Annotated in this window: 17 protein-coding genes; 8 read left to right on the forward strand and 9 right to left on the reverse strand. The window is 62.1% G+C overall.

The genetic code is table 11. From position 1 onward, the window contains the following. Nucleotides 1-3 precede the first annotated feature (3 nt). Nucleotides 4-1,494: an aldehyde dehydrogenase family protein gene (locus ACS5RD_RS04990; RefSeq protein ID WP_489930265.1), complete on the forward strand. Its 1,491-nt coding sequence runs from the start codon at nt 4-6 to the stop codon at nt 1,492-1,494. 22 nt (nt 1,495-1,516) lie between these two features. Continuing rightward, nucleotides 1,517-2,746, forward strand: a complete 1,230-nt coding sequence (locus tag ACS5RD_RS04995) for a Tm-1-like ATP-binding domain-containing protein (RefSeq protein ID WP_489930266.1) — start codon at nt 1,517-1,519, stop codon at nt 2,744-2,746. Between the two features lie 116 nt (nt 2,747-2,862). On the opposite strand, the gene ACS5RD_RS05000 is transcribed toward ACS5RD_RS04995, so the two are convergent. From ACS5RD_RS05000 to ACS5RD_RS05040, 9 genes are all read right to left on the reverse strand, one after another. Further along, on the reverse strand, nt 2,863-3,306 hold the full coding sequence (locus ACS5RD_RS05000; protein WP_489930267.1) for a MarR family winged helix-turn-helix transcriptional regulator: 444 nt from the start codon (nt 3,304-3,306) through the stop codon (nt 2,863-2,865). 71 nt (nt 3,307-3,377) lie between these two features. Then, nucleotides 3,378-5,621 carry a beta-glucosidase gene (locus ACS5RD_RS05005; protein WP_489930268.1) on the reverse strand — a complete coding sequence of 748 codons (2,244 nt, stop codon included), beginning with the start codon at nt 5,619-5,621 and terminating at the stop codon, nt 3,378-3,380. Further along, entirely contained in the window at nt 5,609-6,184 is a 576-nt protein-coding gene (locus tag ACS5RD_RS05010; protein WP_489930269.1) for a cysteine hydrolase family protein, read from the reverse strand. Before ACS5RD_RS05010 ends, ACS5RD_RS05005 begins: the two co-directional genes overlap by 13 nt. Continuing rightward, nucleotides 6,184-7,233, reverse strand: a complete 1,050-nt coding sequence (locus ACS5RD_RS05015; RefSeq protein ID WP_489930270.1) for an ABC transporter ATP-binding protein — start codon at nt 7,231-7,233, stop codon at nt 6,184-6,186. Before ACS5RD_RS05015 ends, ACS5RD_RS05010 begins: the two co-directional genes overlap by 1 nt. After that, nucleotides 7,230-8,000, reverse strand: coding sequence for an ABC transporter permease (locus ACS5RD_RS05020; protein ID WP_489930271.1), 771 nt, complete (start codon nt 7,998-8,000; stop codon nt 7,230-7,232). Before ACS5RD_RS05020 ends, ACS5RD_RS05015 begins: the two co-directional genes overlap by 4 nt. Then, nucleotides 7,997-8,899, reverse strand: a complete 903-nt coding sequence (locus tag ACS5RD_RS05025) for an ABC transporter permease (protein WP_489930272.1) — start codon at nt 8,897-8,899, stop codon at nt 7,997-7,999. The genes ACS5RD_RS05020 and ACS5RD_RS05025 overlap by 4 nt, the downstream gene beginning before the upstream one ends. Then, the gene (locus ACS5RD_RS05030; RefSeq protein ID WP_489930273.1) at nt 8,889-9,959 is read right to left on the reverse strand and encodes an ABC transporter substrate-binding protein; all 1,071 of its coding nucleotides are present in this window, start codon (nt 9,957-9,959) and stop codon (nt 8,889-8,891) included. Before ACS5RD_RS05030 ends, ACS5RD_RS05025 begins: the two co-directional genes overlap by 11 nt. Nucleotides 9,960-10,217: 258 nt before the next feature. Beyond that, entirely contained in the window at nt 10,218-12,434 is a 2,217-nt protein-coding gene (locus ACS5RD_RS05035) for an MGH1-like glycoside hydrolase domain-containing protein (RefSeq protein WP_489930274.1), read from the reverse strand. A 48-nt stretch (nt 12,435-12,482) separates the two neighbouring features. Then, nucleotides 12,483-13,688: an amidohydrolase family protein gene (locus tag ACS5RD_RS05040; protein ID WP_489930275.1), complete on the reverse strand. Its 1,206-nt coding sequence runs from the start codon at nt 13,686-13,688 to the stop codon at nt 12,483-12,485. A 148-nt stretch (nt 13,689-13,836) separates the two neighbouring features. Here ACS5RD_RS05040 and ACS5RD_RS05045 point away from each other — a divergent pair, with 148 nt between their 5' ends. The 6 genes from ACS5RD_RS05045 to ACS5RD_RS05070 are packed head-to-tail and all read left to right on the forward strand — an operon-like array spanning nt 13,837 to nt 20,881. Continuing rightward, nucleotides 13,837-14,682 carry an FAD binding domain-containing protein gene (locus ACS5RD_RS05045; RefSeq protein ID WP_489930276.1) on the forward strand — a complete coding sequence of 282 codons (846 nt, stop codon included), beginning with the start codon at nt 13,837-13,839 and terminating at the stop codon, nt 14,680-14,682. Beyond that, entirely contained in the window at nt 14,675-17,419 is a 2,745-nt protein-coding gene (locus ACS5RD_RS05050) for a molybdopterin-dependent oxidoreductase (RefSeq protein ID WP_489930277.1), read from the forward strand. The genes ACS5RD_RS05045 and ACS5RD_RS05050 overlap by 8 nt, the downstream gene beginning before the upstream one ends. Continuing rightward, the gene (locus ACS5RD_RS05055; protein WP_489930278.1) at nt 17,412-18,872 is read left to right on the forward strand and encodes a 6-hydroxynicotinate reductase; all 1,461 of its coding nucleotides are present in this window, start codon (nt 17,412-17,414) and stop codon (nt 18,870-18,872) included. The genes ACS5RD_RS05050 and ACS5RD_RS05055 overlap by 8 nt, the downstream gene beginning before the upstream one ends. Beyond that, a complete protein-coding gene (locus tag ACS5RD_RS05060; RefSeq protein WP_489930279.1) occupies nt 18,872-19,723 on the forward strand; it encodes a UPF0280 family protein in 852 nt (283 codons plus the stop codon). Before ACS5RD_RS05055 ends, ACS5RD_RS05060 begins: the two co-directional genes overlap by 1 nt. Continuing rightward, entirely contained in the window at nt 19,716-20,300 is a 585-nt protein-coding gene (locus ACS5RD_RS05065) for an amino acid synthesis family protein (RefSeq protein WP_489930280.1), read from the forward strand. The genes ACS5RD_RS05060 and ACS5RD_RS05065 overlap by 8 nt, the downstream gene beginning before the upstream one ends. After that, nucleotides 20,297-20,881 (forward strand): amino acid synthesis family protein, encoded by a 585-nt coding sequence (locus tag ACS5RD_RS05070; protein ID WP_489930281.1) that lies wholly within the window; start codon nt 20,297-20,299, stop codon nt 20,879-20,881. Before ACS5RD_RS05065 ends, ACS5RD_RS05070 begins: the two co-directional genes overlap by 4 nt. The last annotated feature ends 88 nt before the right edge of the window (nt 20,882-20,969 follow it).

Consider the following 20,969-nt stretch of genomic DNA (forward strand, 5'->3'; position numbering starts at 1 on the left):
TTGATGGCCGCGCCAACCCAAAGTGATATCGACCGTCTCGCCGCCGTTGCGGTGCCTGCTGGCAAACTGCTGATTGATGGCAAATGGCTGGAGGGTGAGGCGGGGGAGACGGTGGTGCTTTCGCCGATCAATGGGCAAAAGCTGACCACAACCGCCGCCGCTTCTGTCGGGGATGTGGCGCGCGCGGTGGCTTCGGCACGGGCTAGCTTTGAGGCCGGTATCTGGTCGCGGATGCCGCCTGCTAGTCGCAAAGCCGTGCTGCACCGATTGGCCGATCTGATTGAGAAAAACAGTCTCGAACTGGCGGTTTTGGGGGTGCGCGACAATGGCACCGACATTGGCATGGCGCTGAAAGCCGAGCCGGGCAGTGCCGCTGGAACTTTCCACTATTATGCCGAGGCGATTGATAAGGTCTACGGCCAGATTGCCCCGACCGCTGACAACATTCTGGCGCTGATCCATCGTGAACCCGTTGGGGTGGTGGCGGCGATTGTGCCGTGGAATTTCCCGCTGATGATCGGTGCGTGGAAGATTGCGCCTGCATTGGCTGCGGGCAACTCGATTGTGCTGAAGCCTGCTGAAACTGCGTCTCTAACCTTGCTGAAACTGGCCGAATTGGCGCTGGAAGCTGGCGTTCCTCCGGGAGTGTTCAACGTCGTAACAGGGCCGGGGCGGGTGACGGGCGAGGCCCTAGCCCTGTCGATGGATGTCGATGTGATGGTGTTCACCGGATCGGGGCCGACCGGGCGGCGGTTGCTGGAATATTCGGCGCGCTCCAACCTGAAGCGCTGCTATCTCGAACTTGGCGGCAAAAGCCCGAACGTGATTTTTGCTGATGCGCCTGATCTGCCTGCTGCTGCCAAAGCCGCGGCGACGGCGATTTTCCGCAATGCGGGACAGGTCTGCGTGGCGGGCTCGCGGCTGTTGGTTGAGGCTTCGGTGCATGATGAATTCGTCTCTATGCTGGCTGTTAGTGCTGAAAAAATGCGGATCGGCAATCCGCTGAACCTTGCCACCCAGATCGGTGCCGTGAACTCCGACGTGCAGTTGCAGGGCAACCTTGGTTTCGTCACCGATGCCGTGAAGGAAGGCGGCGAGATCGTTCTAGGGGGCAAGCGCACGCTGCTGGAAACCGGCGGCTATTACATGGAGCCGACTGTGGTGACTGGTGTGCGTCCAGAGCACCGCCTGTACCGGGAGGAAGTTTTCGGCCCGATCCTTGCTGTTACGCCGTTCAAGGACGAATCCGAAGCGCTGCGGCTGGCGAATTCCAGCGATTTCGGACTGGCTTCGGGGGTATGGACCTCAAACCTAAGTCGCGCGCATCGAATGGTACGAGGGATACGCGCGGGGGTGGTGCATGTGAACACTTATGGCGGGTCTGATAACTCCGTGCCGTTGGGTGGGGTGAAGCAGTCTGGCAATGGCCACGACAAGAGCCTGCACGCGCTGGACAAGTATACCGATCTGAAAACCGCGTGGATTCAGCTCTAATAGGGACTGTTTTGGGGAAATCATGGGCAATCGCATCCTGATCGTCGGCACATATGACACCAAAGACGACGAGCTGACCTATCTGGCCGAGGTGATCCGCAAGCAGGGCGGTGAAGCTTTGACGATGGATGTCTCAGTGCTGGGCAACCCCAAAGCGGCGACAGATTGGTCGAAGCATGATGTGGTGGCCGAGGCGGGCACGACGATTGAGGCGATCATCACGGCTGAGGATGAAAACGTCGCGATGCAGGCGATGGCGCACGGGGCTGCGACCTTGGCGGGGCGGCTCTATCGCGAGGGGCGGTTTGATGGGGTGTTGGTGTTGGGCGGGTCGATGGGCACCGATCTGGCACTGGATCTGTGTGCGGCGTTACCGCTCGGGGTGCCAAAATACGTGGTCTCAACCGTCAGTTTCAGCCCAATGATCCCGCCCGCGCGATTGGCGGCGGATATTCAGATGATCTTGTGGGCGGGGGGGCTCTATGGGCTGAATTCGGTTTGCAAAGCCTCGCTGTCTCAGGCGGCCGGAGCAGTGTTGGGGGCGGCGCGGGCGGTGGAGCAACCTGCAGCAAAGAAGCCGCTGATCGGGATGACAGGGTTCGGCAAGACGGTGCTGCGCTACATGGTGGCTCTGAAACCGGCACTAGAGGCGCGGGGGTTTGAGGTGGCGGTGTTTCACGCGACTGGAATGGGCGGGCGGGCGTTTGAGAGTTTGGCCGCCGATGGGGCGTTTGCGGCGGTGATGGATTTCGCGCCGCAAGAGGTGGCGAACCATCTGTTTGGCTCGGCAATCTCGGCGGGCGCGGATCGGATGACCCATGCGGGGCGGGCGGGAATCCCGCAGATGGTGTCGATTGGCTGCTATGATCTGATTGACTTCGTGGCGTGGCAGCCCTTGCCGGATCAGTTCAAGGACACCCCGGCGCATGCCCACAATCGGCTGCTGACCTCGGTGGTTCAGACCACGGATCAGCGGCGGCTGGTGGCGCGGGAAATCTGTGGCAAGCTGGCCGGGGCTGCGGGGCCGGTGGTGTTTTTCATGCCCACCCGGGGTGGGCATGAATGGGATCGGCCGGGGGCTCCGCTGGAGGATGCAGCGGGGTTGGCGGCGTTTTGTGAGGAGATGCGGGTGGCCTGCCCGGCGAATGTGGACCTGCTGGAATTGGACGCCCATATCAATGATCCGGCGTTCTCTGACGCGGTTTTGGCGCGGTTTGATGACTGGGTGGCGGCGGGGGTCGTCAAGGGTTGAAGGTGTGTCCACGCGTGGACAGGAGCGTAAATTTATATAAATCAATAGCTTAGATATGCGTCGTTCATTGTTTGTTAAGAAGCGCGCGCGGCAGCCCCAACCTGAAATGGCGCATTTTAAAGCTTTGCCAGCAGAGCCAAAAGCTGCGTCATTTCACGCGTGGTCAGTGCATCGGTGGTCTTCGCCGAGACCTCGAAAGCGGTGGGAATGGCGGCCAGCACGAAGGCCTCACCCGCCGCTGTCAAAGACACATCCAGCCGCCGCAGATCGCTGGTCGAGGCTTGGGTCTGCACAAAACCCTTCTTGCGCAGGCGGGTGACGACGCCGTTGGTGGTGGCGGCATCCATCGCGACCAAACGGCCCAGATGGTTTTGCGACATCACGCCAAGCTGGTGCAGTTTGACCAAGGTGGCGAACTGGGTGGGGGTCACGTCTGACAGGGCGGCTGCGAAAATTTCCAAATGGCGCTGGTTGGCAAGGCGCAGCAGGAAGCCGATTTGATCCTCAAGCACATAGGTGCTGGGGTCGGGAGAGTTTGTGTCTTGGGCCGCTTCGCTCACGCTGTGTCTCCACTGTGCCGGGTCGTTTTCAGACGCCGTTGCAAGTGCATAACCGGATGGGGGCGGGTGGTCTAGGGTTTCGACGCGGCGTCAAGCGCCTGTTGCAGCGCGGCTTCGGGCAGGCTGTCAGCAATATACCAACTGAGCGTATCGTAGAGGCCAAGGAAAGAGGTTCGGCTGTTGTCGATGAGGCTCTGTGCCTGCGGTTTTGTCATCGGCAGGTTCGCGCAGAGCACGGCCAGTAAGACGGCTTCGGCGCGGGAGTCGGTGAGGAGTTTATTGGCGGAGGTCGTGGTGAGCAGGGGGATTGGCAGCTTGGGTTGGTGGTAGCCTTGCACTTGGGCGGTGAGGCGGATGTCGCGGCTGGAGGCGGCGGCCTCGATGAGGAAGGCGTCACCGCGCAGCACGAAACGGCCTTCGGTTGGGTCGAAATGGCTGAAATCGCGGGGGGTGAGGGCGAGGGTTAGGGTGCCCGTCTCGCCGGGGTTCAGCGCGATTTTGCCGAAGGCTTTGAGTTCTCGTAGGGGGCGGCGCCCATCAGGGTTTAGCGGACGGATGTAGAGTTGGACGATCTCTTTGCCGGCGCGGTGTCCGATGTTGGTGAGAGTGATTTGAGCGGTAATAGAGCCTGTTGGGGTGATGTTATCATCCGATAGCGTGAGGCTGTCGTAGCGGAATGTTGTGTAGCTGAGGCCGTGGCCGAACGGGAACAGCGGGGCGATCTCGCGGACGTCATAGCCTCGGTAGCCCACAAAGATGCCCTCGGAATAGGTGTGGTGCAGGCCTTCGGGCGGATAGCTGAGGTGGCCCGGGATGTCGGCGCTTTTTTGCGGGAAAGTGGTGGTGAGTTTGCCGCAAGGGTTGGCCTCGCCGAACAGCACGCGGGCGAGGGCCGCGCCACCGCCTTGGCCGGGGTAGAAGCAGGCGAGGATGGCGGCGGCGTCACCGGCCCAAGGCATTTCCACGGCATCGGGCGAGGTGAGAGCGACGATGATGCGGTGGGATTGGGCGAGGCTGGCGATTAGGGCGTCTTGGTCGGGGGCGAGAGATAGCGATTGGCGGTCTGCGCCTTCGCCGTCGCTGCTGCTGTGGTTGGTGGCGAAGATCAGGATAGCGTCGGGGTTGTGGGTTGCGATTTCTTCGAGGGTGGCGGTGAAGGGAAGGTGGGTTGTGGTGGCGAGGCGGGCGCGGATTTCGTCGAGCGGAATGTCGACGCGGGTGGGGCGAGTGGAGGCGGAACCAGAGCCTTGGATGGTGGGATTGGTGGCGCCTTCACCGATTATTAACAGGCGGAAATTAGCCTTGGGCAGCGGCAAGGTACCGTCATTTTGTAGAAGGACGAGGGATTCGGTGGCGATGTTTTGGGCGAGTTGATGGTGGGCGGTGGGGTTGTTTGGCGGGGCAGCGTTGGCGGTTTGGATGCGGTTTAGCAGCTGGAGCATCCGGGCTGTCGATTGGTCTAGGGCTGCCATTGGGATGCTGCCGTTTGTGATCGCTGCACGCAGGGCTTCGCGGCGGCGGGGGCTTTCGGGCATGTCCAGATCGGTGCCAGCCAGCAGCGAGGCGGGGCGGTCTTTGATGGCGTGCCAGTCGGAAATCACAAGGCCATCGTAGCCCCAGTCTTGGCGCAAAACTTGGGTCAGCAGCCAAGGATTTTCGGCGGATTGGGTGCCGTTGAGCGGGTTATAGGCGCTCATCACCGTCCACGGGTTGCAGCGGGCGATGGCGCGTTCAAAGGCGTAGAGATAGATCTCGCGCAGGGCACGTTCACTGACATCCGAGCTGATGTTGGTGCGGTCGATTTCCGAGTTGTTACAGGCGAAATGTTTGAGCGACGCGCCGATGCCGTGGTCTTGCAGGCCGTTGATCATCGCGGCGGCGAGGTCGGCGGTGAGGATAGGGTCTTCGGAATAATATTCAAAGGCGCGGCCCGCGAATGGGGTACGGCGCAGATTGATGCCAGGGCCGAGCAGCAGATGCACGCCAGCGGCCCGGCATTCGGACGCAAGCGCCGTGCCCATCTGATAGGCTAGATCGTTGTCCCAAGAACAGGCGGACAGGTTGGCGTTGGGAAAGCAGGTGGCGGGCAAAGTGGTGCCGAACATGCCGTCTTTGGCGACGTTCAGGAATTGCGTCAGGGTGTCGGCCCCAGCGTCGATTTGAGTGGTAGAATAGCGCAGGCCATAGGCGCCGTCGGTCATGATGATGGAGGGGATATTGGCGTGGGGTATGGGCTGGCTGCGCCAGAGGCCGCGGCCGTGGAGCAGGGTGATTTTCTCGTCAGTGGTCAGATCGGCGGGGGTCAGCGCGGCCATGCGGCGAGGATCTCGAAGGTGGTGGCCAGTTCGACTTGGTTGGGCAGGCGGCGGGCGATGATGTTGAGGGTGGCTTCGTGGGCGGCTTGGTCGGAGCTGGTGACGGCGTCGGTGGCGAGGATGACACGCAGGCCAAGGTCAACGACGGAGAGCAGGCTGGCGTAGACGCAGGCATCGGTTTCGGCGCCGGAGAGGATCAGGGTGTCGGTTTGATCTAGGTGTGGTTGGATGGCGGGGAAGATCGAGTAGGTGGTTTTGTCGAAGATTTGGGCAGGCTGGGCGATTTGCTTGAGCGGTTGGATAAGGTCGAGGATTGCGGCGTCTAGGCCTGTGACCTGCGGGTAGGCTTGGTAGAGGTTTTGCCAGCGGCCCATGGCGGCTTGCGGATTGGGTGGGGTGATGAAGCGGGAATAACGGGTGTTCTCGGCGGTGGTTTGGCAGAGGGTCACCACGTTGGGCAAGATGTCGGCTATGCTGGGCACATGCCAGCCGTGCGGTTCGGCGAACAGGCGTTGCAGGTCGATGACTATGTGTTTTGTGTGGGGCGAGATGGGGGGCAGCATCAGTCTTGCACGGGGATCGAATGGGCGGGGGACCAGTGCAGGGTGATGGTGTCGCCCTCGCACATCAGGGTGCCGTCGCGGTTGGCTTGGAACAGTTTCAGGCGGGTGCCGTCAGGGGTTTGCAGCAGGTAGGATAGGGCGGGGCCAGCGTAGATCACGGTGAGGATTTTTGCGGCGATCTGGTTGGTGGCTCCGTCTATCGCTGTGGGAGACATTTTCTCTGGGCGGATGGCGAGGGTGGCTTTTTGGCCGTTCGCGGGCAGGGGGGCGGTGGTTTGGATCAGGGCGCCATCGGGGAGGCGGATTGCGCCGGATTCTACGGTTCCGGTCAGGAAGTTGCTATCACCTAGGAATTCGGCGGCGAAGCGGGTTTGTGGGTTTTCGTAGATGTCTTCCGGCGCGCCGGATTGCACGATGCGGCCTTTGTCGAGGATGGCGATGCGGTCGGAGAGGGTGAGGGCTTCTTCTTGGTCGTGGGTGACGAAGATGGTGGTGAGGCCGGTCTGGCGCTGGATGCGCAGCAGTTCGACTTGCATTTCTTGGCGCAGGCGGCGGTCCAGGGCTGATAGGGGTTCATCGAGCAGCAGGACGGAGGGTTTGATCACCATGGCGCGGGCGAGGGCGACGCGTTGTTGTTGGCCACCCGACAGGTTTTTCGGCATCCGGTCGCCGAAATCCGAGAGGTGGACCATATCCAAAGCCTCGGCGACGGCCTTTTGGGCTTCCGCGCCCTTGATGCCGCGCCGTTCCAGCCCGAAGGCGACGTTGCGGGCGACGGTCATGTGGGGGAACAGGGCGTAGGATTGGAACATCATGCCGATGTTGCGGCCCCAGACCGGGATGCCGGTGACGTCCTTTTCGCCGATTGTCACCTCACCTTGGTCGGGGGCCACGAAGCCCGCGATGATGCGTAGCAGGGTGGTTTTGCCGGAACCGGAAGGGCCTAAAAGGCTGGTGAAGGTGCCCTGCGGGAACACCGCGTCAATGTCGCGCAGCACGGGGACAGCGCCGAAGCTTTTGGCGACGTTTTGGACGGAAACACTGGTCACTTGGGGCCTCCGGGTTTGGCGAAACGGGCGAAGATCAGGATTGCCGTCATCGAGCCGAGCAAAAGCAGGGTCGAGATGGCGTTGATCTCGGGCGTGAAACCCTTGCGGATCGCGGAATAGATTTGCACCGGCAGGGTGGTGTAGCCGGGCGAGGACAGGAAATATGAGATCACGAACTGATCCAGCGAGACGGCGAAGGCGAACAGGGCCGCACCAAGGATCGAGGGAAACAGCAGCGGCAGTGTGATCGCGAAGAAGGCGTGGATCGGGGTTGAGCCAAGGCTCATCGCGGCTTCTTCGAGGTCGGCGCGGACCGATTTCATGCCGGTGCCGACGACGAGGACCACATAGGGCACGGCAAGGGCGACGTGGCCGATGATCAGCGCGTGCATGCCGCGACCGATGCCTGTCCAGAAGAAGAAGATCAGCATGGCGGTGCCGGTGATCAGCCACGGAATCGCAATGGGCGGCAGCAGCAGCAGTTGCAGCAGGCTGCGGCCGCGGAATGTGCGGCGCGACAGGGCCAATGCGGCAAGAGTGCCGATGGCGGTGGCGACAATTGCGGTGATCACGGCGAGGACGATGGAGTTGAAGCTGGAGGTCAGCAGTTCGGTGTTGGAGGCGAGGGCAGAATACCAGCGGGTCGAGAAGTGGAAGGGCAGCTCGTAAAGCTCGGATTCGTTGAAGCCCATTGCCATCAAGACAAGGATGGGGGTGTAGAGGAAGATCAGGATCAACCCAAGGAAAATTTGACCTAAGCGGGTCATGCGGTACCTCCGGAGCCACGGCGCAGCACGCCGGAGAAGGTGGCGAAGATCGCCATGGTGACGGCGAGAAGGGTGAATGACAAAGATGCGCCCAAAGGCCAGTTGAAGGCTTGGGTGAATTGGTCTTCGATCACCGTGCCCATGGTGACGCCGACTTTGCCGCCGAGGATGCGGGGCTCCATGAAGGAACCGATGACGGGGACGAAGGTCAGGACCGCGCCGGAAATCAGGCCGGGGGCGGCGAGCGGGATCAGGATTTTGCTCACGATCACCCACCAGCGCGCGCCAAGGCTTTGGGCGGCTTCTATAATCGCGTCGTCGATGGTGACGAGGGCGATGTAGCAGGTGAGGATCATGTAGGGCAGATAGCCGTGGACAAGACCGATCACGATGGCCTCGCGGCTGTAGAGGATGGCGATGGAGCCAGCGGTGGGGGCGATCCAGTGCCAGATATTGTCGAGAAAACCGTTCTCGCGCAGCACCATCGTCCATGAGAACACCCGGACAAGGCCGTTGGTCCAGAATGGCAGCAGGATCAGGATCAGCAGGGTTTCGCGGCGCGCGCCATGGGTGCAGCGCACCAAAGCGAGGGCGGCGAGAAAGCCTAAAATGGCGCAGGCGAGGGTGGTCCACAGGCCCATCAGCAGCGTGTTGGTGGCGATTTTGATCAGGTAGGGCTGGTCGATGAAGGCGCGGTAATGGCGCAGGGTGAACTCGATCGGGGCTTTGCCCATCGGGGTTTTGTTCATGAAGCTGAACAGGAACATCGTCAGCAGCGGCAGGAAAACCGCAAGGGTCAGCCAGCCGTAAGCGGGCAGCAGCAGGGCGGTGGTGGACACCCATTGCGGCAGGATGCGCGCCCCTTTCGGAGCGCGCTGTGGGGTTGCCTTATTCGGCATAGAAGGCTTTCACTTCTTGCCACAGGTTGTTGAAAGCCTCGCGGCGTTCGTCGGGCATCGCCGACATGACGTTTTTGCTCACCATGTATTCCGGCTTGTGGACTTGGGCAGAAAGGTCATCGGCGGGCAGAGCAGCGAGGGCTTTGGCGTTGGCGGAAGCGGGTGCGCCGACTTTGGTGGCCCATTCGACGTAGAATTTCGGGTCAATCATCCAGTTGATGAAGGCAGCAGCGCCCTCGGGGTTTGGTGCGCCGGTTGCTACGGCAAGGCCGTCAACCCAGACGATTGCGCCTTCGGTCGGGACAATGAAATCGACGGGCAGTTTGGCGTTGCGTTTGGAGCGGACAGCGCCGCCGGACCAGAACACCGAGACGTCGAATTCATTGGCGGCGAAGGATTTGTTCCATTGGTCTTCGGACGACCACAGCATTTTGACGTTGGGTTTCAGCGATTTCAGCGTCTCGGTGATGGCGGGCAGATCGGCGGGATCGTTGATGTCTTGCCCGGTCATCAAAGCGCCCATGGCGACGGCGATCATCGCGTCATCGTCCATCGCGAAACGGCCCGCATAGGTGGGGGCGGCGAGGTCTTTGTAGCTGGCGATGGCAATACCCTCACGCGCAGCAACCGAAGTCATCCCCCAAACCCACGGCACCGCATAGCCTTTGCCGTCGATGGTGAAGTTCGGGTTGGCGAGAAGGTCGGGGTTCACGTCGGCGGCGTTCGGGACTTTGGACAGATCCGCAGGCTCGATCAGGCCTTCGGTGGCGGCGGTCGAGACGCGGGCGGAGTTCAGCAGGACCACATCATAAGCGCCGGGATTGGTGCGCATTTTGGTCAGGCTTTCGGCCTCGGACGAGAAGTAATCGTGGACGACTTCGATGCCCGTGGCTTTCTGGAAGGCTTCCAACGACCAAGCCTCATCGGTGCCGTAGCCTTTCCAGTTCAGTACGGTGATTTTGCCACCAGCGGCGCGGGCGGGCAAAGCGGTGGATGCGCCTACGGCAGCGATGGCAGCAGACAGCAGCCGCAGCGTGTCGCGTCTTGAGAAATTAGACATATCAGACCTCCGTTAGGCCCGATTGCTGGGCCGTTGTTATGGTGAACCGTCGGTGGACTGACGGCAAGCAGGCTTGGGGCGCGGCGGCATGGCTGGGCCTCCGGCAAATGCTGGTTTTCGATGGATTGGTGGGCTTCTTGCCCGGTTCTCCATGCCAACAAGCCATTCTCCCGACGGCAATTATTTGTTGGCGTACATACCATTATTTTGCCGGAAGCTTCTGTCAAATCTTTTTTACAGAATTTGGAAGCGGCTGGTTTAGTTTGGAAATATCACGTCGAGTTTTGCGCCCTGGTCTGCGGGGGTGATGTCAAAGGTGAAACCGCCGTAGATTGGGAGGCTGCGAATCACCTCGCCGTTGAGGTGGGCGAGGAGGGGGGGCTCGGGTGTTTGGCGGTGGAGGGTCAGTCGGCCTGCGGTGGTGACGTGGTGCAGGGTGGCGGTGATGCGGCTGGGGTGCAGGTGTAGGTTTGTCAGGGTGCCGGGGAAGGTGAAGGAGAGGGCGGGTTGGGCGTTGATCGTGGCGGTGAGGGTGGCGTTTTCGACCGTGACGGAAAGCGGGCCGAAGGGGGAAACCATCGGGCCGCATTGGGTGGGTTGGGCGGTGTTGGTGAGGGTGAGGCCCGCCCATGGGTCGAAGTCGATCAGTTCCGAGACGGCCATCAGCGGCAGCAATCCGGCCCAGATGTAGAACGGGTCGGTGTCGCCTTGGTCCATCGCCTCGCCCGTGGTGGCGTTGTAGTTTTCGGCGGCGATGCGGTTTGTACGCCAGTTTTGCAGGAACAGGTTTAGGCTCTGTTCGGCTAAGAGGGTGGCTTCGGGGTAGTGGCCGGTGCGGCGCAGAGCGAGCCAGACGAGGTAGTTGACGTTCGGCCAGATGCGGCCGCGCCAGTAGACGTTATCGAGATATGCGGGGGCGTCACGGGTGGCGTTGGGCAGAGGGTATTTGCCTGCGAAGGTTGTGGGGTTCGACAGGTGGCGGAGAAGATGAGTGGTTTGCTCGGGGGTGACTGCGTTACAGAGGAGGGGGTAGAAGCTGGTAGGGGAAAGCGATTTGACGAAAGCGCCGTGGCGTTGGCGGTTGGCGAAAATTTGGCGGGTTTCGTCCCAAAGATGGGTTTGGATCAGGGCGCGGTGGGTCGTCGCGAGGGTTTCGAATTCGGCGGCCTCATTGGGGCGGCCCAGGGCTGAGGCTATCAGGCTGAGCATTTCGGCGTCTAGGGCCATGACGCAGTTCAGGCCGAGATCCCATGTCGAGAGGCTGCGGGTTTCGGGGTCGTAGATCGCCTCGTCATGGGTGGCGGAGTTGTCCATTCCGGTTTCGTTTCGCGCGCCAAAGGCGGTACCTTTGTATAGCGCTTCGCCCACGTCAGAGCTGCCGCAGGAGATCAGGCCTGTGCCATCGGGGTCGCGCATTTCGCGCCACCAGCGTTGGTTGCGGGCCATTGCGGGGTAGCATTGCTCTAGAATCGAACGCTCGCCAGAGCGTTGGTAGAGTTGCCATGCGATCAGGCTGCCAAGTGGCGGTTGGCTGCGATCGACCCATGTGTCGCGTGAGGTCGAGATGCAGGCGAAGTTACCTTGGGGAGTGGCGGCGGAGAGGGCGGTGGCGAGGTTTTCGCGCGCAAGTTCGGTGTCAAAGATGCCTGCTAATAGGGCGGCGTAGGTTTGGTCGTTGTGCCAGACGGCGAAGGTACCGAGGTTCCAGATGCGGGTGACGGCGGTGTAGGGGCGGTTGTTGGTGGCATCCCAGATGGTGTTCCAGCCGACGATGTCGCGGATGGCTGACAGGGATTCGGCGTGAGGTGTGGTGGCGTCGGGGCTGGGTTGTTGGTCTGCAAGCGCGGCTTTCGCGGCAGCGATGGCCAGCGGGGCACTGTCGGCCACGGCGGCGGCGTAGGTGCCGGAGCGCATCATTTCGAGGTTAAAGCGGAGGGCGAGGACGGGGGCGGTGGTGGCGCGGCTGTCGCGGGTGAAATAGCCGTTTTCGGCGTAATCGGCGCAGAGGGCGTCTAGGGATTCGTGGCCGGTGACTTGCACCGGAGGGTGTTCGGTGGCGATGGCGGTGAAGCGGTCGCCGGATTGCAGCAGGGTGATGTTTTGGGCGGGATCGAAGCTGGCTTGGGTGCCGTCTTCGGCGGAGATGGCGATGTTGACCCAGAAGCGCAGGCCCCATTCGGCGGTTTTGGGCGCTGTCCATTTGGTGCGGAAGGTAAAGGGGTTAGGCTTTGTGGTGGCGAAGGCGAGGGTCGTTCCGGCGAGGTCGGCTTCGAACTCGATGATTGAGCCGTCGATGCTGTGGCGGCCAAGCCGGAGGGTGTCGTTGCGCGGTTCCAGTTTGATGCATTGGCGCAGGCGGGACGAATACAGCAGCGGGGTGACGCGGATGCCGAGGGGGAGGAACACCATCTCGCCGGGGCGGTCGGACCAAGAGTTCCACGCGCGGGCGGTCGAGACGGTGGTGTGTTTCAGCATGGTGTTCCCCTTGGTTCGCGGCAGCTAAACAGAAGCGGGGGTGGTGGGCTAGTGCCCAGAGCCAGCGCTGGGCGCGGGTTGACGCTCCACCGAGGGGATGCGCCAAGCGGGGGGCGTGTTGCGGCTGCGTTGGCTGGTGATGGCACCGTCGATGATGGTCATGCCAATGCCGGGCAGGTTGCCGAATTGGATGGATTCGAGGATGGTTTTGCCGGGGGTGTGCTGGGCCTGATCCATCAAAACTAAATCGGCGCAGAAGCCTTTTTCGATCATGCCTGTATCCAGATTGCGCTGGCGGGTTGTGTTGCCGGTGCCAAAGCAGAACGCCAATTCGGCGGGCATATTGCCGAGGCTGGAGAGCATGGCGATCATCCGCAGGATGCCCAAGGGCTGCACGCCTGATCCGGCGGGGCCATCGGTGCCGAGGATGATGCGGTCGAGCTCTTTCAACTCGCGCGCAGTGTTGAGGGTGAGAAGGGCGGCGCGTTCGTTGCCGTTGTGGACGATTTCCAGCCCTGCCTTGCAGCTTTCGCAGATGCAGATGATCTGATCGTCGGGCAGCGCCGAGTGGCCGCCGTTGATATGGCCGATCACGTCGGTTCCGGTTTCCAGCACCATATCGGCGTCGATCAGGCCCGATCCGGGGATCGACGGGCCGCCGGTGTGGATGGTGCTTTGGATGCCGTATTTGCGCGCCCAACTGACCATTTGCTGCGCGGTTTTGCCATCTTTAACGGTGCCGAGGCCAACCTCGCCCAGCAGTTTGACGCCTGCATCGGCAAGGTCTTTGAAGTCTTGCTCAACCATGCCGTGTTCGATGACCGGCGCGCCTGCCATGACTTTGACACCCGAGGGGCGGAAGTTTTCATACCAGCGCTGGGCGGCAATCGCCATCGCCTTGAGGCCGATAACGTCACGCGGGCGGCCGGGCATGTGGACTTCTCCGGCCGAAATCAGCGTGGTGACGCCGCCGTGCAGGGTGGAGTCGATCCAGTGCAACTGCTGTTGGCGCGGGGTGTAATCGCCGATCACCGGATGCACATGGCTGTCGATCAGGCCGGGGGTGAGGGTGGCACCATTGGCGTTGATCAGGGTAGTGGCGTGTTCGGTGTCGAGATCAGCCTCACGCCCCCAAGCGGTGATCTTGCCGTTCTCGGCGATCAGGCAATCGGCGTCGAGGATGGGTTGCTCCATCCGGCCCGACAGCATCAAGCCGATATTGCGGATCACCAGTTTTGTGGGTTGGTCGGACATTTTGGCCTCCTAATTTATTCGTAGGCTAACATGTTTATTGAGGCGATCAAGGGGGATGGTGAGGTGGGTGCAAGATAGCGTTTGACAGAAATGGTTGCACGGTTTCTTATTCGTATGCAAACATGTTTTGATGCCGGGGATTCCTGCGATGGCCTATCTTTGCCCTGACAATATGGCGGATGCGTTTGCAGCGCTGGAGCGTGGCTGCGTGTCGGTGATTGCGGGGGGAACCGATTGGTTTCCGCAGGCGGGGGAGGTTTTGCCGAAAGTGTCGTTGCTGGATGTGACCGGGCTGCCGGGGTTTCGCGGGATTTCTCGCGTGCCGGGTGGCTGGCGGTTGGGGGCTGTGACGCGGTGGAGCGATGTTGTGGGGGCCGATTTGCCGTCTGCTTTTGATGGGCTGAAAGCGGCGGCGCGGGAAGTGGGGTCTTTGCAGATCCAGAACGCGGGGACGCTGGCGGGCAATTTATGCAACGCCTCGCCTGCGGCGGATGGGATGCCGCCGTTGTTGTGTTTGGGGGCCGAGGTGGAACTGGTGTCGCGGCGCGGGTTGCGGCGGCTGGCTTTGGCGGAGTTCGTGACGGGGGTGAGGCGGACGGCACGGGCGGCGGACGAGTTGGTTTCGGCCTTGTTAGCACCTGATTTGGCTGCGGGAACGGTGGCGGGGTTTCGCAAGCTGGGGGCGCGGCGGTATCTGGTGATCAGCATTGCGATGGTGGCGGCGAGTTTGCGCATTGAGGCGGGGCGGATTGTGGATGCTCGCGTGGCGGTGGGGGCGTGTTCGCCTGTGGCGCGGCGGTTGTCGGTGTTGGAGGCTCGGTTAGAGGGGATTTCGGTGGGGGCGGTTTTGCCTGTGGATGTGGCAAGTTTGGCGGGGTTGGCGCCGATTGCGGATGTGCGCGGGTCGGGGGAGTATCGGCTGGAGGCGGTGGTGGAGATGGTTTCTCGGCTGTTGGGCGATCTGGTGGCGCAGGGGGTTCGGGCGAATGGATAATTTTCGGGCCATCGCGGATGTGGGGTTTGTGCTGAACGGCAGCGCGGTGCGGGTCGCGCCGGAGCCGGGCGAGCGGTTGTCTTATGCTTTGCGCGAACGCTTGGGCGCGCGAGAAGTGAAGATTGGCTGCAATGCGGGCGATTGCGGCGCGTGTTCGGTTTTGGTTGAGGGCGATGTGGTCTGTGCGTGCTTGATGGCGGCGCATCAGGCGGCGGGGAAGCGGGTTGAGACAGTTCGAGGGCTGTTGGATGGCGCGCAAGGGCGGGCTTTGGTGGCGAGTTTTCAGGATCATCAGGCGGCGCAATGTGGGGTCTGCACGCCGGGGATGATGGTGTCGGCGGTGGCTTTGCTGCGCGACGTGCCGCAGCCTGACGCTGGGCAGGTTCAGGATGCTTTGGGCGGGGTTTTGTGCCGCTGCACCGGGTATCGCCAGATTATTGATGCGGTGGTTGCGGCGGGGTCGGGGGCTGTTGCGCCTGCGGTTTCGGGCGGTGTTGGCGTGGCGATGCGTAGGCTGGACGGGCTGGCGAAGGTGGAGGGGCGCGAGGCGTTTGGCGATGATGTGGCGCCAGAGGGGGCGTTGGTGGTGAAGGTGATCCGCTCGCCCCACCCGCGCGCGGGGTTTGTTTTTGGCGATTTAGAGACGTTTATTGCCGGGTTGCCGGGGGTGGACTGTGTGCTGACGGCTGCGGATGTGCCGGGGCGCAATGCGTTTGGCGTTATTCCGGCGTTTGTGGATCAGCCGGTGTTTGCGGAAGCCGAGGCCCGCTTTCGGGGGGAGGCTATCGCGGCGGTTGTGGGTTCGGCAGAGGTTATGGCTGCGTTTGATCCGGCCAGTTTCCCGGTGACGTGGCAGGTTTTGCCGAGCGTGCAGACGGTGGCGGAGGCTTTGGCAGAGGGCGCGCCGTTGTTGCACGCGGGGCGTGCGGGCAATCTGATGTGCGGTGGGTTCGTAAAACGGGGCGATGCGGACGCGGCGCTGAAACGGGCCGATGTGGTGGTCGAGGCTCGGTTTGAGAGCGGCTTTGTCGAACACGCCTATATCGAGCCTGAGGCGGGGTTTGCGCAGGTGGTGGATGGGCGGGTGGAGATTTATGCCTGCACGCAGGCCCCGGTGATGGACCTTGATTCCATGGCCGAGATTTTGGCGATGCCGCGAGAGGCGATCAGGATAGTGCCTACGGCGGTGGGTGGCGGGTTCGGCTCGAAGTTGGATATTTCGGTGCAGCCGTTTGTGGCTTTGGCGGCTTTGAAAACCGGCAAGCCGGTGCGGATTACTTATTCACGGGCCGAGTCGATGCAATCGACCACCAAGCGGCATCCTTCGGCTATTCATTTGCGGATTGGGGCGACGCAGGACGGTCGCCTGAGTGGGATGGGGTTTGAGGGCGATTTCAACACCGGGGCCTATGCGTCTTGGGGGCCGACGGTGTCGAACCGGGTGCCGGTGCATGCCTCTGGCCCTTATCTGGTGCCGGATTATCTGGCGCAGTCGCGGGCTGTTCATACGCATTGCCCATCTTCGGGGGCGTTTCGGGGCTTTGGCGTGCCGCAGTCGGCGATCGCGCAGGAGAGTTTGTTTGACGCTTTGGCCGACAAGCTGGGGATGGATGCGCTGGAGTTTCGCCTGCTGAATGCTTTGGAGAATGGTCAGCCTACGGTGTGCGGACAGGTGTTTGCCCAAGGGGTGGGGATCAAGGCGTGTTTGGAGGCTTTGCGACCAGCTTGGGCGGCGGGTAAGACAGAGGTGGCAGCTTTTAACCGTCATAACAAGGTGTTGAAGCGCGGGGTGGGGATTGCTTCGGGCTGGTATGGTTGTGGCAATACCTCGTTGCCTAACCCGTCGACGATCAAGGCGGGACTGCGGGCGGATGGGGTTGTGGTGCTGCATCAGGGCGCGATGGATATTGGGCAGGGCTCCAACACCGTGATCGCGCAGATTTTTGCGACGGCTTTGGGCGCGGATGTTGCTGGGCTGGTGCTGGTCGGACCGGATACCGATGTGACGCCGGATGCGGGGAAAACCTCGGCCTCGCGCCAGACGTTTGTGAGTGGCAATGCGGCGCGGTTGGCGGGGGTTTCCTTGCGGGCGATGATTTTAGAGCGGTGCAATGCGGCGGCGGATGCGGTGTTGCGGTTTGGTCGGGGTGTGGTGGAGGTGACGGACGGCGCAGGCGTGCATCGGGTGGAACTGGCCGATTTGGCGCCGGACGGCGAGGGTTATGTGCTTCGGGCAGAGGAACGCTATGATCCGCCGACTTTGCCGCTGGATGCCAATGGGCAGGGCTCGCCTTACGCGCAGTTTGGTTATGCGGCACATTTGGTGGTGGTGGAGGTTGATCTGAAGCTGGGTCTGGTGAAGCCGCTGCGGTTTGTGGCGGCGCATGATGTGGGCCGGGCGATCAATCCGCTGTTGGTGGAAGGCCAAGTGCAGGGCGGCATTGCGCAGGGGTTGGGCATGGCGCTGACCGAGGAATATCTGCCGGGACGCACGGAAAATCTCCATGATTATCTGATCCCGACGATTGGGGATGTGCCGCCGATTGAAACCCTGATCATCGAGGAGGCCGATGCGCATGGGCCTTATGGCGCGAAAGGGCTGGGCGAGCATGTGCTGATCCCGACTGCGCCCGCGATACTGAATGCGATCCGTCATGCGACGGGGGTGGCTATAACGCGCGTGCCCGCGACACCTTCACGGGTGCGGGCGGCGTTGAAGGAGGCTGGTTATGAATGAAGCTGTGACGCCGGAAAAGATCCGCTGCGATGCCTGTCCGGTGATGTGCTACATCGCGGACGGGCGGGCGGGGGCTTGTGATCGCTATGCCAACCATGCCGGGGTTTTGGTGCGGCTGGATCCGTTGACCGTGTTGCAATCGGGGGCGGCGGCTGTGCCGTTTCTGGATGGGCAGCAGGATGATTGGGACGGCGATGTGATCAAGGGCCATCGCCCTTTTATCACGGCGGTGGGGGCGGGGACGACTTACCCCGACTACAAGCCTGCGCCGTTTATTGTCAGCCAAGCGGTTGAAGGCGTCGATATGGTCACGGTCGTGACCGAGGGGATTTTCAGCTATTGCGGCGTCAAGGTTAAGATCGACACCGATCGGCATATCGGGGCCGAGAGGGCTTATGTGCGGGTCGATGGCGAGGCGATCGGGCATGTGATGACGGGGGAATATGGGTCTTCCATGCTGTCGCTGGGCGGCGTTTTGCATCTGACGGGGGGGTCTAAGAAAGAGGGCCGGGTGACCTGTGATGCGCTGATGCGGCTGTGCAATCGGGAAGCGGTGGAGATGGCGATTGACGATGGCGCGACGGTGATTTTGCAGGCGGGGCAGGCGCCGATTATCAATGGCGTGCCGGAAAAGCTGATGCGGGTTGGGTGTGGCTCGGCGACGATTGGGATGTTTGCCAAACAGTGGGTCGGGCATCTCGATGAGGTTGTTGTTGTTGATGACCATATCACCGGGGTTTTGTCAGAGCATCAGGCGGGGAAGCTGCTGGATGTGGCCCCGACGGGGATCAAGATGAAAGGGCGGCGCTCGACTCCGGGGCGGTATTTTCAGGTGGCGCATCCGGGGACGGGCTGGGGCGGCACCGATGTGGATGATCCGTTGACGATTCTCAATGCGTTCGATCCGAAGGTGGCTTGGCCGGGGTTGCGGATGCTGATGGTGTCGACGACGGGCGAACAGTGGGCCTATTATGAGCTGGATGACACGCTGGTGCCGCGGGCGGTGGAGGCTCCGGCGGTAATCCGGGCTTCGGCGGAACGGATTGCTGAAAATTGCGAGCCTTCGGTGTGTTCGGTGCTGTTTATGGGTGGGGCCGGCGGATCTTTGCGGGCGGGGGTGACGACCAATCCGGTGCGCTTGACGCAATCGGTGAAGGCGGCTTTGACGCGGGTGTCGTGTGGCGGGGCCTCAGCCTATGTCTGGCCGGGGGGCGGGATTACGGTGATGGCGGATGTGATGGCGATGCCCGCCAATTCGTTTGGTTATGTGCCGACTCCGGCTTTGGTGGCACCGATTGAGTTCACGCTACGGCTGTCGGATTACGCGGCTTTGGGCGGTCATTTGGAACATGTGCAGCCGGTTGAAGCGGTGATGGGGGCTGCCGTGCGGCGGGTGGAGCCGGGTGAGGGGCGTGATCCGCAGGATGCGCGGAATTTCCCGTGGGGGCGGTGATGGGGGCAGTTGCGCGCCTGTTGCCGGATCGGGAACGGTTGCATTTGCAGCATGGGCCGATTGATCTGATCATCGGGGCGGAGGGCGCGCGGGATTTGGCGTTTGAGGCGGCGCGGGTGCGATTTGAGACGATTTTGGACGAGTTGGTGGCGGAGTTGGCTTTGCTGCGGCAAGAGGTGGGTGAAGTTCCTGTCGGACTGGCGGCGCGGCGGATGGTGTCTGCCGTGCGGCCTCATTCAGCGGTATTCGTAACGCCGATGGCGGCGGTGGCGGGGGCAGTGGCGGAGGAGGTTCTGGCGGCGATGGTTGCGGCTGGGCCTTTGACGCGGGCTTATGTCAACAATGGCGGGGATATTGCGTTTCATTTGGCGCAAGGCGCGCGGTTTCGGATGGCGGTGGCGGGGCTGGATGGTGCGGCTTTGGGGCGGATTGATGTGGGCTTTGCCGATGCCGCGCGGGGTGTGGCGACGAGTGGCTGGGGCGGTCGGAGTTTCTCGCTGGGGATTGCGGATGCGGTGACGGTGTTGGCTCGGTCTGCGGCGGAAGCGGATGTGGCGGCGACGATGATCTGCAACGCGGTGGATGTGCCAGGGCATCCGGGGGTTGGGCGCGCGCCTGCTGTCGGTTTGCAGCCGGATAGCGATTTGGGCGCGCGGCTGGTGACGGTTTCGGTGGGGGCGTTGAGTACTGAAGAAGTGGCTGAGGCGCTGGAGCGCGGTGTCGCTGTGGCAGAAGATATCTGTGGGCGCGGGCTGGCTCTGGCGGCGGCGCTGTTTTTGAAGGGGCAGGCTCGGATGGTCGGGCAGGCTGCGTTGAGTTTAATTCCTGACGGGAGCCTGTGTGATGCCTGAAGTTGTTGTGCGTAAGATCGCCACTGTGGTGGAGGAAATCTTCCATGAAGGCGGGCCAGTATCGGCCAATCCGCCGAAGCGGGGGGCGATTATGGCGGTGATTTCGAACCCGTTCGCGGGAAAATATGTTGAGGATTTGCAGCCGTTTATGGAGGATCTGAAGCCGTTGGGGCTGATGATGGCGCAGCGTTTGCTGGCGGTGCTGGGCGGTGATGCTGCGGCGATTGAAGGTTACGGCAAGGCCACTTTGGTTGGCAGCGGCGGTGAGTTGGAGCATGGGGCTTTGTGGCATGCGCCGGGCGGCTATGCGATGCGCGAGGTGTTGGGTGGCGCGAAGGCGATTGTGCCCTCGGCGAAGAAGGTGGGCGGTGTGGGCGCGCGGTTGGATGTGCCGATTACCCATGTGAACGCGGCCTATGTGCGCAGTCATTTTGACTCGATGGAGGTGGGGATGAACGACTCGCCCCGTGCTGGGGAGTTGATGGTGGTGCTGGTGATGACGACCGGGCCAAGGGTGCATTCGCGGATGGGCGGGTTGGAGGCCAGTCAGATCAAGGGCGAGGATGGTCTGCGATGAGCGCGGATATTCGCAAGATCGCGGTGTGGGTTGAGGAAACGCATATCGAGGCGGGGCAGAGCGTCAGTCCTGCGGCGCGCAAGGCGGTGGCGGTGGCGGTGATCGCCAATCCGTTTGCGGGGCTTTATGTCGAGGATTTGACGGTGCTGATGGATATTGGCGCGGAATTGGGTGCGTTGTTGGGGCAGCGTTGTGTGGCGGCGTTGGGGATTTTGCCTGCGCAGGCGCAGAGTTACGGCAAGGCGGCGATGGTTGGCGAGTTGGGCGAGTTGGAACATGCGGCGGCGATCCTGCATCCCAAGCTGGGCGCGCCGTTGCGGGTGGCTGTGGGTGGCGGGGCGGCTTTGGTGCCATCGTCAAAGAAGATGGGCGGGCCGGGGCAGGTTTTGGATGTGCCTTTGGGGCATAAGGATGCGGCCTTTGTGCGCAGCCATTTCGACGCGATTGAGGTGCGGCTGAATGATGCGCCTCGGGCTGACGAGATTATGGTGGCGGTGGCGGTGACCGATGGCGGGCGACCTTTGGCGCGTGTGGGCGGTTTGACCCATGAGACGGCCGAAGGGAAAGACGGATTGCGGTAGGGATTTTGGACTGGCCGCCGGGGGTTTCATCCCCTCATGCCATTGGTTCTCGGACCGGTGGCGAACCAATGGCAAACTCGTTGGATAT

Source organism: Cypionkella sp. PAMC25878 (assembly GCF_058135695.1).